Raw genomic sequence first — 19,521 nt, forward strand, 5'->3', positions numbered from 1 at the left:
GGCGGCTGCGGGTGTGTGGGGGCTGGTCGCGCAGTTCCCCGCGCCCCTTGAGGTAGGCGCAGTGAACCGACCTTCTTTCAGGGGCGCGGGGAACTGCGCGACCAGCCACGAACCACCCGCAGCCGCCTTGCGACAGAACCCACCGAGCTCCTAGGCGAAGACGACCGTCCGGCGTCCGTTCAGCAGAATCCGACGCTCGGCATGCCACTTGACGGCCCGCGCCAGCGCCCCGCACTCCACGTCCCGCCCCACCGCCACCAACTGGTCCGGCGTCACCTCATGACCGACCCGCTCGACCTCTTGCTCGATGATCGGCCCCTCGTCAAGGTCGGCGGTCACGTAATGCGCCGTCGCTCCGATCAGCTTCACGCCCCGCGCATGAGCCTGGTGATACGGCTTCGCGCCCTTGAAGCTCGGCAGGAAGGAGTGGTGGATGTTGATGATCCGGCCGCTGAGTTGCTTGCAGAGGTCGTCGGAGAGGACCTGCATGTAGCGGGCCAGCACCACCAGCTCGACGTCCTGCTCGCGCACGATCTCCAGCAGCCGCGCCTCCGCGTCCGCCTTGGTGTCCTTGGTCACCGGGATGTGGTGGAAGGGGATGTCGTACGACCCCACCAGCTCCGCGAACTCCGTGTGGTTGGACACCACCGCCGCGATCTCCACCGGCAGGGCCCCGGTGCGGGCGCGGAACAACAGGTCGTTCAGGCAGTGCCCGAACTTGCTGACCATGAGGACGATGCGCATCTTCTCGTCGGCGCGGTTGAGCTGCCAGTCCATGTGGAAGGCGTCGCCGATCGCCGCGAAACTGGCCCGCAGCTTGTCCAACGTCACCGGCTCCTCGGCCGAGAAGTGGACGCGCATGAAGAACAGACCCGTGTCGTGGTCGCCGAACTGCTGGCTGTCCTCGATGTTGCAGCCGGTCATGAAGAGATAGCTCGACACGGCGTGCACGATGCCCTGCTTGTCGGGGCACGAGAGGGTGAGGACGTACTGGTCGGACGCGACCGCGGCTCGGCTGGACTGCTCATTCATGCAGGACAGGGTCCCACACCCGGCCCGACCCGCAGTTGAGCCGTCCGCTACGCGGACCTGGTCATGATCCGCAGCACCTCCAGCGTGCGCGGTGGTACGTCCGGGTCGTCGCCGTCGGCCATCGCCAGCCGTACGTGCGCGTCCCGCGCCGCCCGTACCGCCTCCGGCCAGGCCTCGTGCTCGACGTACACCGAGACATGGGCGTCCGGTCCGACCTGGTGCATGATCCGCAGCACCCGGAGCACGGCGGTGTCGACGAGGGCCGCCTCCTGGGAGTCCCGGAAGATCGTGCCGACGTACTTCTCGGCGGACCAGTTGTCGAGCCAGGTGTCCTCGACCAGGCGGTACACGGCGTCGGTGACGTCACCGTATCCGTCGACGCCGGCCAGCCAGACGTTCTGCTGGAAGGCCGGGTCGGAGAGCATGTGCAGCGCGGAGCGCACATTGCTGCGCCAGCGCCACCACGGGATGTCGTTCTGTGGCATGTCGCCCATGGTGGAGGAGCGACGGCCGCGACGGGAAGAGTTCTCCGAACCTTGCACGGTCACCGATCGTACGTTCTTACCGCGCGGCCCCTCGCCGACCCCCGTAATTCACCTCCAGGTCACTGCTCGCTAACCCTGGGTCACCCGGGCATTGGCGGGGTCCCGGAAGCGTGTGTGTCCATGACCGGCAGCCGACGCAACCGCAGCACCTTCCTCCCCAGGTTCACCGGGACCGGCGCGAGAACCGCCCGCGCGGCGGGTGCCCTGGTCGCGTGCGCGTCGCTCGCCGCCGGCTGCGGGGCCATCCCCGGCACCGCGGGGGCCGGGGGCGACGACTCGATCACCGTCATGACCTGGGCGCCCTCCGACACGAAGGCGACCAACAAGCCCGGCATGCCCGCCTTCGCGCAGGCCTACGCCCGCTGGATCAACGCCCAGGGCGGGATCAACGGCCGCAAGCTCAAGGTCATCACCTGCAACGAGCACAACGACAGCGTGGCCGCCGCGAAGTGCGCCCGTATCGCCGTCAAGCGGAACGTCGTCGCGGTCGTCGGCTCCTACAGCCAGTACGGCGACTCCTACCTCCCCACGCTGGAAGGCGCCGGCATCCCCTACATAGGCGGCTACGGCATCACCAACGCGGAGTTCACCAGCCCGCTGTCCTACCCGGTCAACGGCGGCCAGCCGGCCCTCCTCGCCGGTCTCGGCAAGGAACTGGCCGCGGGCTGCGGTCCCGTGGTGCTCGTGCGGCCCGACACCATCGCGGGCGACGAACTGCCCGCCATGCTCGACTCGGGCCTGACGTGGAACAAGCACGCGGCCGCGATCGACCAGCGCGCGGCGGACGACACCACCGAGTACTCGACACCGGCCGAGCGGTCACTGACCTCGGCGAGCGACGACCCCGAGAAGAAGGGGTGCGTGATACCCACGCTCGGGGATCGGACCGGCACCTTCATGGACTCCTTCCGGCGCTCCCGCGACCAGTACCCCAAGGTGAGCACCGCGGCCACGCTCGGCAACGTCGACCAGACGGTGATCAACGAGTCCGGCGGGGCGTCGAGTCCGTACGAGGGCTCCTACATCACCGGCTGGTACCCGGCGGCGACCGACCCGCTCTGGGACCCGATGAAGAAGGTCGTCAGCGAGCAGGCCTTCGGCGACAACCGCATCGACGCGGCGGACGCCGGGGTGCAGACGACCTGGATCGCGTACACCGTCCTCAAGGCGGCCATCACGTCCTTGGACGGCGGCGAGGTGACCGCCGAGACCGTGCGCCGGGCCCTGAACAACGGGCTGAAGGTGGAGACGGGCGGACTCACGCCGACGCTGAAGTGGGGCTTCCAGGGCAAGCTGGCCACGATCGGCTTCTCCCGCATGGTCAACGCCGACGTGACCCTCCAGGTGGTCCGCAAGGGCCGGCTCGTGGCGGCCCGCAAGGGCTTCCTGGACGTCACCAAGACCCTGCAGACCGCCGAGGTGAACTGAGCCCCTCGGGGCGGTGGTTGCTCCAAGCCGGGTTGCCGGTCGCTACAGCTGGGTCGGCTGGCGCTGGGTCAGGCCGTACGTCTTCGCGATCGCGTTCCACAGCTGCGAGGCCTTGACCTTCTGGGCGCTGGCGGTACCGCTCGCGGTGTTGCCCGCCGCCGTCTGGCCGGTGCTGCGGGCCTGGCCCTTGCGGCAGCCCTTCTTGCCTGCGGCCTGGTCGGCCCAGGCCGCGTAGTGGTTGTCGGCCGACGCGGACGCCTGCCAGGCCTGGGTGAGGGCGGTGGTCAGTTCGCCGTGGTTCGCCAGCTTGTCGACGGACAGGCCGGAGAGCCGGGTGACCAGCTGGGTGCGCTGCTTGGCCGCGTCACGCAGGTTGGAGGCGGCCTGGCCCAGGTTGTCGCAGCCCTTCACGTCGGCGACGGCCTTGATCACCGAGGCCCGGCTGTCGCCGCTGTCGGACAGCAGCTTGTCCAGGGCCACAGCCTGCGCCTTCGCCGGATCGGCGGCCGGTGCGCCGGAGCTCGCGTCGGTCACGGGCGCCGTCGCGGAGACGGTCTGGTTCTTGTCCTTGGAGTCGTCGCTCCCGCCGCCACCGAGCAGCGCGCCTGCCCCGACGCCGAGGACGACGATGCCGATGCCCACGGCGGCGATGAGCGGCACGCGTGAACGCGAACGCCCGCCGCGGCCCGAGTCCTGCGGCTCGTGGCCGTTGTGGCCGGACCCGTTCTGGGGCGGCTGCTGGCCGTAGCCCGGCCCACCGGCCTGCGGGTAGGGCTGTGACGGGGACCTCGGCGGCTGCGCCTGCGGCTGGGCGAAGCGCGGCAGTTGCTGGGTGGCCGGGGCCGGGGACCCGGCGCCGGGTCCGCTGCGGAAGAGGTTGTCGAACTCGGCGTGCGGCTGCCGGTCGCCGTACGGGGAGGCGGGATTCTGGTCGGTCACCGGCGGGATGTACTGCGTGGCATCGGAGTCGGACCCCGCGGCGGGCGGCAACGGCCCCGCCCCGGCCTGGGCCTGCGGCGGCCGTCCCAGGAAGCGCGTCTCCTCACCGTGCCCGGCTCCACCCACCTCGGGCGGCAGCGCTCCCGGCCCCACCGGGGGCAGGAGCTGGGTCGCCCCTTCGTTGTTCAGGGGCGCGGCGGGTACGGGCGGGATGAACTGCGTGGCCCCCTCGTCCCCACCGGGAGCACCCGCGCCGGGGACGGGCGGGATGAACTGGGTGGCTCCCTCGTCGACGGCGGGCGGAAGCGGGGAGCCGAAGGCGCCGGGAACCGACGGGACCACGGCGGACCCGGGGGCCGGAGTTCCCTGCGCGCCCTGGCCGCCGTACGGGCCGGGCGTCGCGGGGGTGCCGTACGTGTTGTCGTTGGTGGCCGGCGGCAGCGGCGCGCTCGGGGTCGAGGTCCCGTAGCCGTTGGTGCCGTAGGACGGGTTCGGGGCGTCCTCGCCCGGGAGGGGCTGGGACGGGGCGCCGGGCGCCTGGTCCTGCGCGCCCCAGGTGTGGGGGGCCTGCGGCTGGTGCTGGTCGGGGGAACTCCACGTCTGGGCCGGCGGGGTCGCCCAGCCCTGGTCCTGCTCCGGCGTCGGGGGCTGGTGCCGCTCGGGGCCCCACGGGGTGCCCCAGGCCTGGCCGCTTGGCGGGGCCGAGGCGGGTATCGGCGCGTTCGGCTGGCCGCCGGTGTAGGAGCCGCTCTGCTGACCGCCGTACGGGCCGGGCTGCTGCCCCGGGAAGGGGCCGCTCTGCTGGTCGCTGTAAGCGCCGGCTTGCTGGTCGCCGTAGGAACCGGCCTGGCGGTCACCGTAGGAACCGCCCGGCTCAGCGCTGTACGCCCCTGCCTGCTGGTCCCCGTAGGTCCCGGCCTGACGGTCCCCGTAAGGGCCGGTCTGCGGACCGGGGTAGGAGGCGCCCTGCTGGCCGCCGTACGGGCCGGGCTGCTGGTCGCCGCCGTACGAACCGCCGGACTGGGCGCCGTAGGAACTGCCCTGCTCAGCGCTGTAGGAATTGCCCGGCTGAGCGCCGTAGGACCCATCCTGCGGGGTGCCGTAGGACGACCCGTCCTGCTGCGTGCCGTAAGTCCCGTCCTGCCCGTCCCCGTAGGAGCCGCCTCGCTGACCGGCGCGTGGGCCCGGTGGGATGGGGGTCGCCCTGCCCGCCATGCCCGGGAGCAAGGGCTCTCCGCCGTCGGAGGGCAGCACGATGCCTTCGCGCGGCTGCCGCGCCGAGGGCTCCTCGCCCTGTCCACTCTGCGTCACCGGGACTCCTACGAATGGGGGACCTTCGGAATCATCGGCTCACGCTACCGGGTCCCCGGAGCCGGGTGCCACGCAGCTCAGGCCTCAACCTCCTTACCTGTGACAGCACTAACAACGCGCCTGTACAGCCCTGGGTATCTGTCCACCCTTTGCGCGCTTCTGCGCGTCAACCGGCCGTTCCCCGCGCATTCACGCAGCGGCCGGTCCCGCGTCAACTTCCGTCACGCCGCCGCCTGTAGCTCCATCCGGGCCCCGAACTCCCGTACCACCGGCTCTTCCTGGTACGGCTCCAGGCGTTGCTGGAAGTCCTCCAGGTACTCGGCGCCGCGGTTGGAGCGGACGGATTCGAGCAGTTCGACGGCCTTCAGGCCGGTGTTGCAGGCCTGCTCGATCTCCCGCTGCTGCACCTGCGCGGTGGCCAGCAGGACGTACCCGATGGCCCGTCGGCGCGCCTTCGACTCGGGGAGCCCGGCCAGCGCCTCCTCCGCGCGCCGTGCCGCCGCTTCGGCCTGGCCGAGGTCGCGGTGGCAGTGCGCCAACTCGTCGGCCAGGTACGCCTCGTCGAAGTGCGTGATCCACGCCGGATCGTCGCCGGCGGCGACGTCGGCCGACTCCAGCGCCGAGACCGCCCGCCCGGACGCCACCTGGGCCGCCCGCGCGTCGCCCATCAACGCGTGCCCACGGGCCTCCGCCGCGTGGAACATCGCTTCCGCGCGCGGGGTCACCCGCCCACGCGCCCCCTCCTGCGCCGCCCGCGCCAACTGCGCGATCTCCCGTGGGTTTCCGAGCTGCGCGGCGAGGTGGCTCATGGACGCGGCGAGCACGTAGCCGCCGTAGCCGCGGTCGCCCGCCGCCTGGGCCAGGCGCAACGCCTGGATGTAGTACCGCTGGGCCAGGCCCGGTTGGCCGGTGTCGATGGCCATGTACCCGGCCAGCTCGGTCAGTCGGGCCACCGCGGCGAACAGGTCGCGCCCGACCGCCTCCCGGTACGACCCGGCCAGCAGCCCGGAGACGACGCTGTTGAGGTAGTGCACGACGACCGGGCGCACATGCCCGCTGCCGTACTGGTGGTCCAGGTCGACCAGCGCCTGGGTCATCGCGCGCACGGCCGCCACGTCGGACTGTCCCACCCGCGGTCCCGCCGAGCGGGCCACCTGGGAGTCCGGCGAGGAGATCAGCCAGTCGCGGCTGGGCTCGACCAGCGCGGACGCGGCGACCGAGGAGCCGGACAGGAAGTCCCGGCGCCCCACGTCACTGCGCCACAGCTCGCAGACCTGCTCGATGGCGCCCAGGACGGTCGGTGAGAACTGGAGCCCGACGCCGGAGGCGAGGTTCTTGCCGTTGGCCATGCCGATCTCGTCGATCGTGACCGTACGGCCGAGCTTGCGGCCCAGCGCCTCCGCGATGATCGCCGGGGCACGGCCGCGCGGCTGCTGTCCGCGCAGCCAGCGGGCGACGGACGTCTTGTCGTAGCGCAGGTCGAGCCCGTGCTCGGCACCGCACATGTTGACCCGGCGGGCGAGCCCGGCGTTCGAGCACCCCGCTTCCTGGATGAGCGACTGCAGCCGTTCGTTCGGCTGCCGCGCGACGAGAGGCCTTGCGGCCATGGCGTAACCCCCTGCGAACCTCTGGAGCGAAAAGATCCGGCCGTGAAGATCAATGCCCCGCGGACATACCGACAATGCGAGACATGCGAGGATTGCCGGGGTAAAGGCGTCAGCCGACCCCACTCCTGGCTACCCAGCCCACGCCGCGGTTCCTCCTGCGCGCCCCCTCACGTGCATCCATGCGCCCCAGTTGCGGAATCGATGCCCCTCCCCCGCGCGCGCTACGCCCGTAACTCCAGGTGGGTGCGGGAGTTGAGTTCACCGTGGAAGAGACGATCGCGGGCACCGAAGCCGCTCAGATTCCGAAGCAGCGCGGGGAATCGCTGCTGGAGACCGCCGTACGCTACGCCGAGGAGCGCCACTGGGACGTCTTCCCCGGCACCTGGCTGGAAGCCGTCGACGGGGTGCAGCGCTGCTCCTGCGGCGAGGCCGCGTGCGCCGCCCCCGGCGCGCATCCGGCGCGCGAGGACTGGGCGACGCAGGCGACGGGGAGTGCGACGGTCGCCCGACGGATGTGGCAGAAGCAGCCGACGGCTTCGATCCTGCTGCCGACCGGGCGGACCTTCGATGCGGTGTCCGTCCCGGAGACCGCGGGGTTTCTCGCGCTGGCCCGCATGGAGCGTATGGAGTTGACGCTCGGTCCTGTCACGTTGACGCCTGATCGCCGGATGCAGTTCTTTGTGTTGCCGGGGGCGTCGGTGAAGATTCCCGACCTGGTGCGGAAGGTCGGGTGGGCGCCGGCCTCTCTTGATCTGGTGGCGCTCGGTGAGGGGGCGTATGTGGCTGCGCCGCCTACTCGGTTCGGGTCTCGGGGGGCTGTGCAGTGGGCCTGCCGGCCTACGCCTGCCAATCGGTGGTTGCCGGATGCGGAGGAGTTGATCTCGCCGCTCGCCTATGCGTGTGGGCGGGATCGGTAGTTTCGCGGGCTCCGGTCGGTGGGGGCTTGTCGCGCAGTTCCCCGCGCCCCTAACAGGTCGGACGCCTGGCCGTAGGGTGCTTGCATGACGTCTGCTGTACGCGTTGAAGGGCTCTGGAAGCGGTTCGGGCAGCAAATCGCCGTGGCCGGGATCGATCTTGAGCTGCCTGCCGGGAAGTTCATCGGGCTCGTCGGGCCGAACGGGGCCGGGAAGACCACCACGCTCTCCATGGTGACGGGGCTGCTCAGGCCCGATCAGGGGATCGTGGAGGTCGGGGGGCACGACGTGTGGCGGGACCCCGTGGCGGTGAAGGCGCGGATCGGGGTGCTGCCGGAGGGGCTGCGGCTGTTCGAGCGGCTGTCGGGGCGTGAACTGCTCGGGTACAGCGGGCGGTTGCGGGGGCTGCCCGGTGCCGAGGTCGACAAGCGGGCCAGCCAGCTGCTCGACGTGCTCGACCTGGCGGGCGCGCAGCACAAGCTCGTCGTCGACTACTCGACCGGTATGCGCAAGAAGATCGGGCTCGCCGCCGCGCTCCTCCACAACCCCGAAGTGCTCTTCCTGGACGAGCCGTTCGAGGGCGTCGACCCGGTCTCCGCGCAGACCATCCGCCGGGTCCTGGAGCGGTACACGGCCTCTGGCGCCACCGTGGTCTTCTCCTCCCACGTCATGGAGCTGGTCGAGTCCCTGTGCGACTGGGTGGCCGTGATGGCCGCCGGCCGTATCCGCGCCCACGGCACCCTCGCCGAGGTCCGCGGCGACGCCCCCTCGCTGCAGGAGGCGTTCCTGGAACTCGTCGGCGCCGGTGGCCGCGACGCGGGCTCCGACCTCGACTGGCTGGGCGGCGGGGCACGATGACGACCCCACTCGTACCGGCCGACATCACACCCGTCTTCGTACGGCTGAAGCTGTCCCTGCTGCGCAACGGGCTGCGGCAGTCCGGTGGGCGGCGGGCCGCGTACATCGCTTCCGCCGTCGTCGTGCTGCTCCTCGGGGCGCTGCAACTGCTCGGGCTGATCGCGCTGCGCGGGCACGCGCACGCCGAGTCGCTGGTCGTGCTGCTGATCGCCGTACTGGCGCTGGGCTGGGCGGTGATGCCGCTGTTCTTCCCCGGCGGCGACGAGACCCTCGACCCGACCCGGCTCGTGATGCTCCCGCTGCGGCCCCGGCCGCTGGTCCGGGCGCTGCTCGCGGCCTCGCTGGTCGGCATCGGGCCGCTGTTCACGCTCTGTCTGCTGGCCGGTTCGGTGATCGCGGTCGCGCACGGCGGAGCGGCCTACGCCGTCGGTGTGGTCGCGCTCTGCCTCGCGCTGCTGGTGTGCGTGGCCCTCGCGCGGACCGTGGCCGCCGCCAACATCCGGCTGCTGACCAGCCGCAAGGGCCGGGATCTGGCGGTGCTGAGCGGGCTCGTCATCGCGATCGGGGCGCAGTTGGTCAACTTCGGTGCGCAGCGGCTCGGTTCGTCCGGGCTCGCGCAGCTGGACCCGGTGGCCGACGTGCTGCGGTGGGTGCCGCCGGCGTCCGCGATCGGCGCGGTGGACTCGGTGAGCGAGGGTTCGTACGGTGTCGCGGTCGCCCAACTCGCGCTCAGCGTGGCCGCGTTGGTGCTGCTGCTGTGGGTCTGGTCGCGGCATCTGACCCAGCTGATGACCGCGCCCGACGGCTCCACCCTGCAGACCGCCGAGCCCGTCGCCCGCGGTCGCGCCGGCTCCGGCGGCCTCGCCCGGCTGCTGCCGGCCGGGCGCACCGGCACGGTCATGGAGCGCAGTCTGCGGTATGTGTGGCGGGACCCCAAGACCAAGGCCGCGTGGGTGACTTCGCTGGCCATCGGGCTGATCGTGCCGGTCTTCAACGCGCTGCAGGGCACCGGCTCGATCTACTTCGCCTGCTTCGCCGCGGGGATGCTCGGCATCCAGATGTACAACCAGTTCGGGCAGGACACGTCCGCGTTCTGGATGGTCGCGACGACGATCTCCTCCGCGCGCGACGCCTACGACGAACTGCGCGCCCGTGCGCTGGCCCTGCTGGTGATCACCCTCCCGTACGCCACCTTCGTGACCGTCGTGACGACCGCGATGCTCGGCGACTGGCCGCGCCTGCCCGAGGTGCTCGGCCTGTCCTTCGCACTGCTCGGCGCGATGCTGGCGACCGGCGCGTGGACCTCGGCCCGGTTCCCGTACTCCATCCCGCAGGAGGGCTACAAGAACGTGGCCCCCGGCCAGACCAGCATCGCCTGGATCTCCATCTTCGGCGGCATGGTCGCCTCGGCCCTCCTGTGCGCCCCCGTCATCGCCGCGACCATCACCCTGAACGTGATCGAGGGCGGTGACAGGTGGACCTGGGTCCTGCTGCCCCTGGGCGCGGTCTACGGAGCGGCCCTCACCTGGTCGGGCCTGCGTCTGGCGGCTCCGCGGACGGCGGCCCGGCTGCCGGAGATCCTGTCGGCGGTGAGCAAGGGGTGAGCGAGGGCTGACCCTGCCGGCGTCTACTCGTGGGCGCTGTCGGGGTGTTCGGGGGTGTCCGTGCCGGTGTCGATCCGGTAGCCGACGCCGGGCACCGTGGCGATGAGCCAGGGTTCGCCGAGTCGTTTGCGCAGGGCGGAGACGGTGATGCGGACGGCGTTGGTGAAGGGGTTGGCGTTCTCGTCCCAGGCCCGGGTCAGGAGTTCTTCGGCGCTGATGACACCGCCCTCGGCGGCGACGAGGACTTCGAGCACGGCGAACTGCTTGCGGGTGAGCGCGACATGGCGTCCGTCGCGGGAGACCTCCCGGCGGAAGGGGTCGAGGCGCAGGCCCGCGATCTCGCTGACCGGGGGCCGGGCGTACGCGCGCCGGCGGTCCAGCGCCCGCAGCCGCATGACGAGTTCGCGCAGCTCGAAGGGCTTGGTGAGGTAGTCGTCGGCGCCGAGCTCGAACCCGGAGGCCTTGTCGTCGATCCGGTCGGCGGCGGTGAGCATGAGGATCGGGATGCCGCTGCCGGAGGCGACGATGCGCCGGGCGATCTCGTCGCCGGAGGGGCCGGGGATGTCACGGTCGAGGACCGCGAGATCGTAGGCGTTGATGCTCAACAGCTCCAGGGCGGAGTCGCCGTCGCCGGCGATGTCCGCGGCGATCGCCTCCAGCCGGAGACCGTCACGGACGGCCTCGGCCAGGTAGGGCTCGTCCTCGACGACTAGCACGCGCATACCCGAAGCCTAGGCGGCACGGCATATCGCCGACGTATGCGAAGACGTATGCGAACCGGGCACGCGCCTGGGTCCTACGACGCCCACTTCGGTTTCTACGACGCCCACTTCGGTCCCTACGGCGCTTCGGCCGACCCGCGCCACCAGCCGCGTGACGCCAGCGCGGCCAGCCCGGCGCCGGCGGCGTTGAGCAGCACGTCGTCCACGGAGGACACCCGGTCCAGCCGCAGGACGTACTGCGCGGTCTCGACCAGGACCGAGCACCCGGCCCCGAGCGCCAGGACCCGCCAGACCGACGACAGTGCCGTGAACCGCAGCGGGGCGAGGAAGCCCAGCGCCGCGAAGACCAGCAGGTTGCCGATGATCTGGCCCGCGTCCATCGTGGCCAGGTCCCGCAGCGGGACCAGGCTCAGGACGGCGCCGTCCTCGTCGCCCGGCAGCAGGATGATCCAGACCCACGGCACGGTCCCGTACACGATGCCGACCTCGGCCAGCGAGAGCCGCCATGCCGAGGTGACGCCGGCGGCACGGCGACGGCGGGCCAGCACCCATGCCGTCAGCGCGGCCAGCGGCAGTGCGGTCACCGTGATGAGTGCGACGCCGTTGAACGTGCCGAACCAGACGTACCACCCGGGCGTGTGCAGCGGCATGAACAGCATCTTCGGAGTCATCCGGAGCGGGCCGAGCGCGGCGAGCGCCAGCACGCCGAGGACCGCCAGACCGAGGATCACGGCCCCGCGCGTACGACGGGCCGGGGCCGGAGGCGGCAGGGAGGTGCTGTTGTCCATGCCCTCATTGAAGACGGGCGCCCGTATCGCGGGCGTATCCGTTTCCCCACGCACCCTCCGGGATCTCGACGCCTCCTCCGGGCGACCCGCCTCACACGGTGAGCACCGCGTCCAGGAACGGCTCGATGGCCGCCCGCCAGGCCTCGGGCTGGTCGTAGTGGACCAGGTGCCCGGCGTCGGCCACCTCCGCGTACTCCCCGCGCGGCAGCACCCGCACCATCTCCTGCGCCTCGGCCCGCCCCAGCTCCCCGTCCAGCCCCCGCACGACCAGCGCCGGGCAGCGCACCTGCGCCAGCTCCTCCCAGTGCGCGTCGTACACCCACGTCTCCCGGGACTTCAGCATCTGGTCGGGGTCGAAGACGGGCCGCCAGCCGTCGGCGCACTCGTGCATCACCTCGGCGTAGAACTCCCCCCGCGCCGGATTGGGCCGCTCCACCCAGGGATCGTCCTCGCCGAACCACTTGCGCACATCGGCCAGCGTGGCGAACGGCATCGGCCAGGCCTTGAACCAGTCCGCCCATTCCCGCTGCGAGGCCGCGCCGAGCGCGGAGGCCCGCATGTCGCAGATGACCACGCCCCGGACCAGGTCGGGCCGCTTGGCGGCGAGCTGCCAGGCGGTCAACGCGCCCATCGCGTGGCCGACGAGGACGACCGGGGTGAGGCCGAGCTGTTCGAGCGCGGCCTCCGCGTCCTCGACGTATGCCTCGCGGGTGAAGGAGGCCTGCGGGGGCTTGTCGCTCTGGCCGTGGCCGCGCTGGTCGAGCGCGACGGCGCGATGGCGTCCGGAGAGCCAGCGGGCGGTGGACGCCCAGTGCGAGGCGCGGCCCATCAGGCCGTGCAGTAAGAGCACGCCGGGTGTGTCCTCGACCCCGGCGGCGGTCCGCCCCGGCAGGCCGGGTCGGCCCAGGGGTCCCGGCTGGTCCGGTACGAGCTTGGCCGGGTCGCTCTTGGGAGGGTCGCCGAACTCCCAGGCCGCGAGGCGTACGCCGCCCGCTCCGGTCACGTCGATACGCCGCGCCATTGGTCCCGGCACCCCCCTAGCTCCGCTCGGACCGATCGAGCCGTCGGCCCTGTGCACCGTGTCCTGCCGTTGCCGTGCAGCTGCCTTTCCGCGCTCACTCCAGAAGCGCACATTCCGCGTTTCGCGTCACCCGCAGGCTATCGAATGGGCATTCGAAATTACTCTCTCCGTGAGCAACACCCCTCGTTTGGGTGACCCTCCTCAAGGAATGATCGCCGCTGCCGAGGGGAGATCTTCAGCGGGAGGCGGGCCGCTCGGGGAAAACGGTCCGAGGGGATTGACCCTGGGAGCTCGGGGCTCCGGGTCAGCACAGGGGAGGACAGGCCCCGGCGCCATAAGGCGCCGGGGCCCTCCACACGTCTCCGGCACATCTTCCCGCCCCTCAGGTCATATGCCTCACGCGACAGCCTTGCACGCGAAGCGTCCGAGCGCTGCGATTCGACGGACTGAATCTTGAATTCGACAAGATCCACTCGGCGCCCCGCGCAACAGTTGACGGAACCGCACAACTGCCACCCGTTTCACGGGAGTTGACGCGGGGAAACGACGCTCAGCGCTTGGCCACGAACACGTGCGAGGCGACGTCCGCCTCCAGCTCGGCGGCCTCACCGCCGCTGCCCACCAGCACCCCGCCCGCCGACTCCGTCACGCTCACCACCGAGCCGGGCTGCACGCCCGCCCGACGCAGCGTGTACATCAGCTGGGCGTCGGTCTGGATGGGCTCGCCGATCCGGCGCACCACGACCGTCTTGCCGTCCAGGCCGGGGTCGAGGTCCGCCAGCGAGACCATGCCCTCGTCCAGGAACGGGTCGGCGCCGTCCTTCTCGCCCAGCTCCTCAAGGCCCGGGATCGGGTTGCCGTACGGCGACTCGGTGGGGTGGCGCAGCAGCTCCAGCACGCGGCGCTCCACCGCCTCGCTCATCACGTGCTCCCAGCGACAGGCCTCGGCGTGCACCTGCTCCCACTCCAGGCCGATCACGTCGACGAGCAGACACTCCGCGAGTCGGTGCTTGCGCATCACGCGCGTGGCCAGCCGGCGGCCCTCGTCCGTCAGCTCCAGGTGACGGTCGGTGGCGACGGACACAAGGCCGTCGCGCTCCATCCGCGCCACCGTCTGGCTGACGGTCGGTCCGCTCTGGTCCAGCCGCTCGGCGATCCGGGCGCGCATGGGGACCACACCTTCCTCCTCCAGCTCGAGGATGGTGCGGAGATACATCTCCGTGGTGTCGATCAGTCCGGACATACGTGCCCCTCGATGAGATCTGCCGGAAGCGCCACAGCTTCCCGGCGCGTGCGCTGGCCCTGGAGTCAATTCTGACGCATAGCACTGACAACCGTGCCGCGCCGTTGAAACCAAGGCGTTACGCGGGGTACCGCGGTGTCTGCGTCGACATTCGCACAGGTACGGCGCCTCGGCGGCGGCGGGCGCGTCACCGCCGTATCGCAGCCCCCTCACCGCCGTATTGACAGGGTGCTGGTCCAGACCGCACGGTGATCCGCGACACAGACCGCCCCACGCCGCCCCGGAAGGACCCGCATGAGCGACGGCACACCGGCCGACCAGTTCCTCGACGCCGCGATCGGCCTGTTGCGACGGGTGCGGGAAGAGGAGGCGGAGAGCATCGCCGCGGCCGGCACGCTGCTCGCCGACACCGTCGCCGCGGGCGGTCGCCTGTTCGCTTTCGGCGCAGGGCACTCCTCGCTCGCCGCGCAGGATGTCGTCTATCGGGCGGGCGGGCTCGCCCTGATGAACCTGCTCGCCGTGCCGGGTGCCGTCGGCGTGGAGATGCCGGCCACGCTGGGCTCCGCGCTGGAGCGGGTGGACGGTCTCGCGAGCGCCGTCCTGGACACCTCGCCGATCCGCGCGGGCGACGCCCTCGTGATCATCTCCCTCTCGGGGCGCAACGCCCTCCCGGTCGAGATGGCCATGAACGCCCGCGCCCTCGGTGTGAAGGTCATCGGCCTGACCTCGGTGGCGTACGCGTCCGAGACCCGGTCCCGGCACGTCTCCGGCACGTACATGCGCGACCACTGCGACGTCGTGCTCGACTCGAAGATCTCGATCGGCGACGCGGAACTCACCCTCGACACCATCCCGGCACCCTTCGCCCCCGCCTCCACGGTCGTCACCTCGGCGATCCTCCAGTCCGTCATGGCCACCACCGCCGCGACCCTGGCCGACCGCGGCATCGAACCCCCGCTGCTGCGGTCCGGGAACGTGGACGGCGGCCACGAGTGGAACGGGCGCGTGTTCAAGGAGTACGGGGACCGGATCTTCTACCAGCGGTAGGGCGTGCGGGGCTGAAGTACGCGCGCGTGGAATGCGGGTGCTGGAGTACGCGCGCGTTGGCGTGCGGGTGCTGGCTGTAAACGCGCGCGTGGCGTGCGGCTTGGGCGCTACGGCTTTTCCGTCGCGCCCGCCAGGTCCAGCGCCGCCGCGATCCGTACCGCCACGTCCTCCGCGTACACGGCGTCCGCGCGCTCGAACTGGCTGCGGGCGCCGCCGCGCAGGAACGTCACGACGCCCAGGGTGCGGCCGCGGCTGCGCAGGACCGCGCACAGGGCCTGCACCGCGTCCGTGGGCCACTGGCGGGCCGCGGCCCACTCGCGGGCCTGTTCGGGCGGCACCGAGCCCACGCTGGCCCGCACCGACCCGGTCCGCTCCACGCACTGCAGCGCGGGGTGCCCCTGCGCGTACCGCACGGGCAGCCCGGCCCGGCCGGTCAGCAGGCTCGGTCCGGGCGCCCCGGAGGGCGTGGCGGCGACCCGTACCAGGCGTACGGACGCCGTGGCCTCGCCGTCGGCGAGCGAACCGCCCGCCACCCGATCGATCAGGGCGTGGTCGGCGAAGCCGGCGAGCGCGAAGTCGAGGTGGACGGTGACCGCCTCCGCGGGGTCCTCGCACTCGGCGGCGGCGCGGGCGGCGCGGTGCAACTGGTTGGTGCGGAAGCGCAGTTGGGCCGCCTCCTGCTCGCCCTGCTTGGTCTCGGTGACGTCCTGGAAGAGCCAGGCGACGCCGAGCGGCACGGGCTCCTCGGCGAGCGGCGAGGCCAGCCGGACGAAGCCGCAGCGCCAGCAGCGCCGCTGCTCGCCCTCCGGAGTGCGCACGCCGACCCAGATCTCGGCGGGCGCGGGCGGCGCGCCCTCCGCGAGCACGTGGGTGAGCGCGCTCTCCAGCTCCTCGACGCCCTGGGCGAGCAGTTCGCCGAGGGGGCGGCCGAGCGCGGAGGTGCGGCCGATGCCGAGCGAGCGGGCCGCGTGCGCGTTGAGCACGGCGGGGCGCAGGTCGGCGTCGACGAGCACGACACCCCAGGAGGCGTCCTCGAAGAGGGCCTCGCTGAGCGCGATGGAGCGCTCCAGGTCGATCTGGGTGTGCACCTCGCTGAAGGCGCAGTACACCCCGGCCGGCTTGCCGTCGGGGCCGCGTACGGCGGCGGACTGCGTGCGCACCAGCACGCGCCCGCCGTCCTTGGTCAGCAGCGCGAACTCGTGCACCTGGCGCCCGGGGGCCTCCATGGCGGACATCAGCCGCGCCTCGACCTCCTCGGCGTCCGCGCTGCGCACGGCCCAGCCCGCGAACCCGTGCCGCCCCACGGCCTCGGCCGCGGTCCAGCCCAGAATCCGCTCCGCCTCGCGGTTCCAGTGGGTGACGACGCCGTCCGCGTCGAAGGCGCACAGCGCCGCGTCCATCCCGTCCAGCAACGCCGCGAGCAGATCCGAGCCGTCGGGGCCCACGGGGCCGGCCCGCTCGGGCTCATCGGGCCCGAGCTCGTCGGTGGCCCCACTACGCCGGGAAGCACTCACCTGGACCCCCTGCCAAGCTGCGTCCGCACGTACGGCGCGGCGGTTCGCTCACTCGCAATCATCTAACTTGAACGTGATGCAGCCCACACCGAGTTCCCCAAGATTGAGAGAATCGTTGTACGCCGCTGTCCGGCTGCGCCTACCCCAGTCTCAGGTCGATCCACACATCCGACATCCCATCCAGTACGTACTGTTCCACCTCCACGAAGCCATGCGCCTCGGCGAACCGCAGCCCGTCCTCGTTCACGGCGAGCACACACGTCTCGACCACCCGGCACCCAGCACGCGCGCGTGGGCCAGCCCCTCCTCGTACAGGACCGTCCCGTAGCCGCGTCGCCGGTACTCGGGCAGCACGCGCGCGATGACCGTCGCCGCACCGCCCTCCCGCTCGGGCGGCCGCACGGTGGAGCAGCCGACGAGGACGTCCTCCACGTAGGCGTTCTCCAGCCGGTACCGGCCCGCCCGCTCCCGTACCTCGGCCAGGTCAAGCGCGGCCGACGGCACGATCACGTTGTGGACGTGCCGCCACTGCTCCAGCATGGCGTCGCCGCGCACGGCCTCGGTACGGAGGTCAGTCACCCGTGATCACCGTCAGGTACTCCTCGGTGCGGAAACCGGCCGCCGTGTAGACCGGCTCGCCCATCTCGCTCGCGTAGAGGTAGGTGGTGGGGGCGCCGGTGGTGAAGGTCGCGCGGATCATGTCCAGGGTGATGGCGCGTCCGTAGCCGCGGCGGCGGTGGGCCGGGAGCGTGGTGATGTTGAAGAGGCCCGTCAGGTCGCCGGTGACGGCCGTCATGCCCGTGCCCACCGGTACGCCGTCCAGTTCCGCCAGGTAGAACGTCATGCCGTCGATCTCCGCCAGGGACGGGTCGGTGAGGACCTTGAACAGCTCGTGCGGCGCCTCGAAGCCGTCCGCGACGGTCCCGGCGTAGAGGTCGAGTTCGTCGCCCGACACGGGCCGCACGGTCAGGGAGTCGATGCCCGACTCCGGCGGCAGACCCTGGTCGGGGTGGCGCACCATGAGGGGTTCCCGGGTGAAGCGGGTCAGGCCGTGGCTCGCCGCCAGCGCGGTGACGGGCGGGCTCGGCACCCCGCGGACGTGGATGCTCCAGGGCAGCTCCCACGGGCTCTCGGAGGCCGCCAGGGCGGCTATCTCGTCGGTGCTCGGCTCCGGGGCCGGACTGATGATCGCGTTCAGCGAGGCGATCTGCGCGCCGGAGATCGCCAGCACCGCGCCGTCGGGACCGCGTCGCGTGCGGCCCGTGGTGGCGGTGGCCAGCTTCTCGAACACGGCGGCGTACGCGGATACGACCGCCCCCGATGGGTCGCTTCGGTTCATACGGTGATCGTAGGCGCACGCGGTCGGCCGCAACCGGTGCCGTCAAGATCTCGGCAGCATCCCGAAAAACCGGTTGAACGGTCGCCGATCGGTTCCTAGTGTGTGGCACACGCATGAGAGGAGGTGATCGGGTACATGAGTGAAACCCGGACGCGCGAGGTGGCTGCGGGCTGACGGCCCAGCACCCCACCCTGTGCGGTGCCGGACCAGCGTGTGCGAGATGCACGCGGCCGGCCCAATCCAGTGCAGTCACCCGACCCGCGAGCTCGCCGGTACGTCCGGCCGGCTCCCCAGCCGTCAGGCGGGGGACCCGAGTTCGCGGGTCGTCTGCGTTCGTGAGTGCGTGCGTTCATGACGGAGTGTTCGGCGGTCGGTCCGCGCCGGGTACGGATCCTTCGGCGCGCAGTAGTCTGGGCCAATGTTTCCGATACTTGTTCGACGCCGACACGTGGACTACGTGCGCGTCACGAGCACGGGCTGTCGGCGCTCCGCCTGACCCAGCCCCTGCTTCTCCTTCGGAATTCGCTCCGCCTCTCCTTTCGGACGCATCTCATGACGCACCCCGCCACGGCTCCGTCGTACGACCAGCTCCCGATCATCGACCTGTCGGCCGCCGACCGCGGTCTCCAGGCCCGTGCGCTGCTCCATGCCCAACTGCACAGCGCCGCCCATGAGGTGGGCTTCTTCCAGCTAGTCGGGCACGGGGTCACGACCGCCGAGACCGACGCGCTGATCCGGGCCACGCACGCCTTCTTCCGGCTGCCCGAGGCCGACCGGCTCGCCCTCGACAACGTCAACTCGCCCCACTTCCGCGGCTATACGCGCACCGGCGACGAGCGGACGGGCGGACTGCGGGACCGGCACGACCAGTTGGACATAGGCGCCGAGCGGCCGGCCCGCACACCCGCGCCCGGCGAGCCCGCCTACTGGTGGCTGGAGGGGCCGAACCAGTGGCCCGCTGCCCTCCCCGAACTCCGTACCGCCGCGCTGGCCTGGATCGACCGGCTGAGCGCGGTCGCCAGGCGGCTGCTGCACGAACTGCTCACCGCGATCGGGGCGCCGGCCGACTTCTACGACCCGGTGTTCGGCGAGCACGCCCATCCGCATCTCAAGCTCGTGCGGTGCCCGGGCGGCGCCGGTGCCGGTGCCGCGACCAGGGCCGATCAGGGCGTGGGCGCCCACAAGGACTACGGCTTTCTGACCCTCCTGATGCAGGACCAGGTCGGCGGGCCGCAGGTGCAGCGCGCGGACGGGTTCTTCCACGAAGTGCCGCCGCTGGAGCGGACGTTCGTGGTCAACCTGGGTGAGCTGCTGGAGGTGGCGACCGACGGGTACCTGATCGCCACCAACCACCGGGTGGTGTCCCCGCCCGGCGCCACCGAACGGTTCTCCGTGCCCTTCTTCTACAACCCGCGCCTGGACGCCCGCGTCGAACCGCTCCCGTTCCCGTACGCCTCGGCCGCCCCCGGCGTGACCGTCGACCCGGCCGACCCGCTCTTCGCCGAGTACGGCCACAACGAGCTGAAGGGCAAGCTGAGGGCGCACCCGCTGGTGGCGGAGCGGCACCACGCGGGCCTGTTGGCCCCGGCGTAACTCCGGGGTGGTCCTC

16 protein-coding genes and 1 pseudogene are annotated in these 19,521 nt (G+C 71.7%); 6 read left to right on the forward strand and 11 right to left on the reverse strand.

All coding sequences use genetic code 11. From position 1 onward, the window contains the following. Nucleotides 1–150: 150 nt before the first annotated feature. Together purU and M2283_RS28080 are read right to left on the reverse strand one after the other, a co-directional pair. The gene (gene purU / locus M2283_RS28075) at nt 151–1,032 is read right to left on the reverse strand and encodes a formyltetrahydrofolate deformylase (RefSeq protein ID WP_280879199.1); all 882 of its coding nucleotides are present in this window, start codon (nt 1,030–1,032) and stop codon (nt 151–153) included. A gap of 47 nt (nt 1,033–1,079) precedes the next feature. Next, nucleotides 1,080–1,580, reverse strand: a complete 501-nt coding sequence (locus M2283_RS28080; RefSeq protein WP_280879200.1) for an SCO4402 family protein — start codon at nt 1,578–1,580, stop codon at nt 1,080–1,082. A gap of 117 nt (nt 1,581–1,697) precedes the next feature. Between M2283_RS28080 and M2283_RS28085 the strand changes: the two genes are divergently transcribed. Further along, nucleotides 1,698–3,005, forward strand: coding sequence for an ABC transporter substrate-binding protein (locus tag M2283_RS28085; protein ID WP_280879201.1), 1,308 nt, complete (start codon nt 1,698–1,700; stop codon nt 3,003–3,005). Between the two features lie 42 nt (nt 3,006–3,047). On the opposite strand, the gene M2283_RS28090 is transcribed toward M2283_RS28085, so the two are convergent. Together M2283_RS28090 and M2283_RS28095 are read right to left on the reverse strand one after the other, a co-directional pair. Then, nucleotides 3,048–4,658, reverse strand: a complete 1,611-nt coding sequence (locus M2283_RS28090) for a hypothetical protein (protein WP_280879453.1) — start codon at nt 4,656–4,658, stop codon at nt 3,048–3,050. A gap of 818 nt (nt 4,659–5,476) precedes the next feature. Continuing rightward, complete coding sequence (locus M2283_RS28095) at nt 5,477–6,862, reverse strand: transcriptional regulator (RefSeq protein ID WP_280879202.1); 1,386 nt, start codon at nt 6,860–6,862, stop codon at nt 5,477–5,479. 263 nt (nt 6,863–7,125) lie between these two features. On the opposite strand from M2283_RS28095, the gene M2283_RS28100 reads away from it, so the two are divergent. The 3 genes from M2283_RS28100 to M2283_RS28110 all read left to right on the forward strand — a co-directional run bounded on the left by M2283_RS28100 (nt 7,126) and on the right by M2283_RS28110 (nt 10,238). Continuing rightward, nucleotides 7,126–7,779: a bifunctional DNA primase/polymerase gene (locus M2283_RS28100; RefSeq protein ID WP_280879203.1), complete on the forward strand. Its 654-nt coding sequence runs from the start codon at nt 7,126–7,128 to the stop codon at nt 7,777–7,779. Nucleotides 7,780–7,863: 84 nt separating this feature from the next. Then, nucleotides 7,864–8,634: an ABC transporter ATP-binding protein gene (locus M2283_RS28105; RefSeq protein WP_280879204.1), complete on the forward strand. Its 771-nt coding sequence runs from the start codon at nt 7,864–7,866 to the stop codon at nt 8,632–8,634. Continuing rightward, the gene (locus M2283_RS28110) at nt 8,631–10,238 is read left to right on the forward strand and encodes a transporter (protein WP_280879205.1); all 1,608 of its coding nucleotides are present in this window, start codon (nt 8,631–8,633) and stop codon (nt 10,236–10,238) included. Before M2283_RS28105 ends, M2283_RS28110 begins: the two co-directional genes overlap by 4 nt. A 23-nt stretch (nt 10,239–10,261) precedes the next feature. On the opposite strand, the gene M2283_RS28115 is transcribed toward M2283_RS28110, so the two are convergent. The 4 genes from M2283_RS28115 to M2283_RS28130 all read right to left on the reverse strand — a co-directional run bounded on the left by M2283_RS28115 (nt 10,262) and on the right by M2283_RS28130 (nt 14,012). Then, nucleotides 10,262–10,960 (reverse strand): response regulator transcription factor, encoded by a 699-nt coding sequence (locus M2283_RS28115; protein ID WP_280879206.1) that lies wholly within the window; start codon nt 10,958–10,960, stop codon nt 10,262–10,264. A 116-nt stretch (nt 10,961–11,076) separates the two neighbouring features. Next, on the reverse strand, nt 11,077–11,748 hold the full coding sequence (locus M2283_RS28120; protein ID WP_432423134.1) for a VanZ family protein: 672 nt from the start codon (nt 11,746–11,748) through the stop codon (nt 11,077–11,079). A gap of 91 nt (nt 11,749–11,839) precedes the next feature. Further along, nucleotides 11,840–12,769, reverse strand: a complete 930-nt coding sequence (locus M2283_RS28125) for an alpha/beta fold hydrolase (protein ID WP_280879207.1) — start codon at nt 12,767–12,769, stop codon at nt 11,840–11,842. A gap of 550 nt (nt 12,770–13,319) precedes the next feature. Beyond that, nucleotides 13,320–14,012 (reverse strand): metal-dependent transcriptional regulator, encoded by a 693-nt coding sequence (locus M2283_RS28130; RefSeq protein ID WP_124004016.1) that lies wholly within the window; start codon nt 14,010–14,012, stop codon nt 13,320–13,322. A gap of 294 nt (nt 14,013–14,306) precedes the next feature. Here M2283_RS28130 and M2283_RS28135 point away from each other — a divergent pair, with 294 nt between their 5' ends. Further along, nucleotides 14,307–15,059 carry an SIS domain-containing protein gene (locus tag M2283_RS28135; RefSeq protein ID WP_280879208.1) on the forward strand — a complete coding sequence of 251 codons (753 nt, stop codon included), beginning with the start codon at nt 14,307–14,309 and terminating at the stop codon, nt 15,057–15,059. 107 nt (nt 15,060–15,166) lie between these two features. Here the strand turns inward: M2283_RS28135 and M2283_RS28140 are convergent, their stop codons facing one another. From M2283_RS28140 to M2283_RS28150, 3 genes and pseudogenes are all read right to left on the reverse strand, one after another. Continuing rightward, on the reverse strand, nt 15,167–16,573 hold the full coding sequence (locus M2283_RS28140; protein ID WP_280879209.1) for a PAS domain-containing protein: 1,407 nt from the start codon (nt 16,571–16,573) through the stop codon (nt 15,167–15,169). A gap of 139 nt (nt 16,574–16,712) precedes the next feature. Then, nucleotides 16,713–17,113, reverse strand: a pseudogene (locus M2283_RS28145) (GNAT family N-acetyltransferase). 31 nt (nt 17,114–17,144) lie between these two features. After that, nucleotides 17,145–17,912: a GNAT family N-acetyltransferase gene (locus tag M2283_RS28150; protein ID WP_280879210.1), complete on the reverse strand. Its 768-nt coding sequence runs from the start codon at nt 17,910–17,912 to the stop codon at nt 17,145–17,147. A gap of 552 nt (nt 17,913–18,464) precedes the next feature. On the opposite strand from M2283_RS28150, the gene M2283_RS28155 reads away from it, so the two are divergent. Continuing rightward, a complete protein-coding gene (locus tag M2283_RS28155) occupies nt 18,465–19,505 on the forward strand; it encodes an isopenicillin N synthase family dioxygenase (RefSeq protein ID WP_280879211.1) in 1,041 nt (346 codons plus the stop codon). Nucleotides 19,506–19,521: the final 16 nt, after the last annotated feature.

Source organism: Streptomyces pseudovenezuelae (assembly GCF_029892565.1).
In the GTDB taxonomy this organism is placed as follows: domain Bacteria; phylum Actinomycetota; class Actinomycetes; order Streptomycetales; family Streptomycetaceae; genus Streptomyces; species Streptomyces pseudovenezuelae_A.

What these genes read in the sequence shown, in the direction of transcription:
- purU (WP_280879199.1), bottom strand. Translation starts at nt 1,032, where the DNA reads ATGAATGAGCAGTCCAGCCGAGCCGCGGTCGCGTCCGACCAGTACGTC.
- M2283_RS28085 (WP_280879201.1), top strand. Translation starts at nt 1,698, where the DNA reads ATGACCGGCAGCCGACGCAACCGCAGCACCTTCCTCCCCAGGTTCACC.
- M2283_RS28095 (WP_280879202.1), bottom strand. Translation starts at nt 6,862, where the DNA reads ATGGCCGCAAGGCCTCTCGTCGCGCGGCAGCCGAACGAACGGCTGCAG.
- M2283_RS28105 (WP_280879204.1), top strand. Translation starts at nt 7,864, where the DNA reads ATGACGTCTGCTGTACGCGTTGAAGGGCTCTGGAAGCGGTTCGGGCAG.
- M2283_RS28110 (WP_280879205.1), top strand. Translation starts at nt 8,631, where the DNA reads ATGACGACCCCACTCGTACCGGCCGACATCACACCCGTCTTCGTACGG.
- M2283_RS28115 (WP_280879206.1), bottom strand. Translation starts at nt 10,960, where the DNA reads ATGCGCGTGCTAGTCGTCGAGGACGAGCCCTACCTGGCCGAGGCCGTC.
- M2283_RS28120 (WP_432423134.1), bottom strand. Translation starts at nt 11,748, where the DNA reads ATGGACAACAGCACCTCCCTGCCGCCTCCGGCCCCGGCCCGTCGTACG.
- M2283_RS28125 (WP_280879207.1), bottom strand. Translation starts at nt 12,769, where the DNA reads ATGGCGCGGCGTATCGACGTGACCGGAGCGGGCGGCGTACGCCTCGCG.
- M2283_RS28130 (WP_124004016.1), bottom strand. Translation starts at nt 14,012, where the DNA reads ATGTCCGGACTGATCGACACCACGGAGATGTATCTCCGCACCATCCTC.
- M2283_RS28135 (WP_280879208.1), top strand. Translation starts at nt 14,307, where the DNA reads ATGAGCGACGGCACACCGGCCGACCAGTTCCTCGACGCCGCGATCGGC.
- M2283_RS28150 (WP_280879210.1), bottom strand. Translation starts at nt 17,912, where the DNA reads ATGAACCGAAGCGACCCATCGGGGGCGGTCGTATCCGCGTACGCCGCC.
- M2283_RS28155 (WP_280879211.1), top strand. Translation starts at nt 18,465, where the DNA reads ATGACGCACCCCGCCACGGCTCCGTCGTACGACCAGCTCCCGATCATC.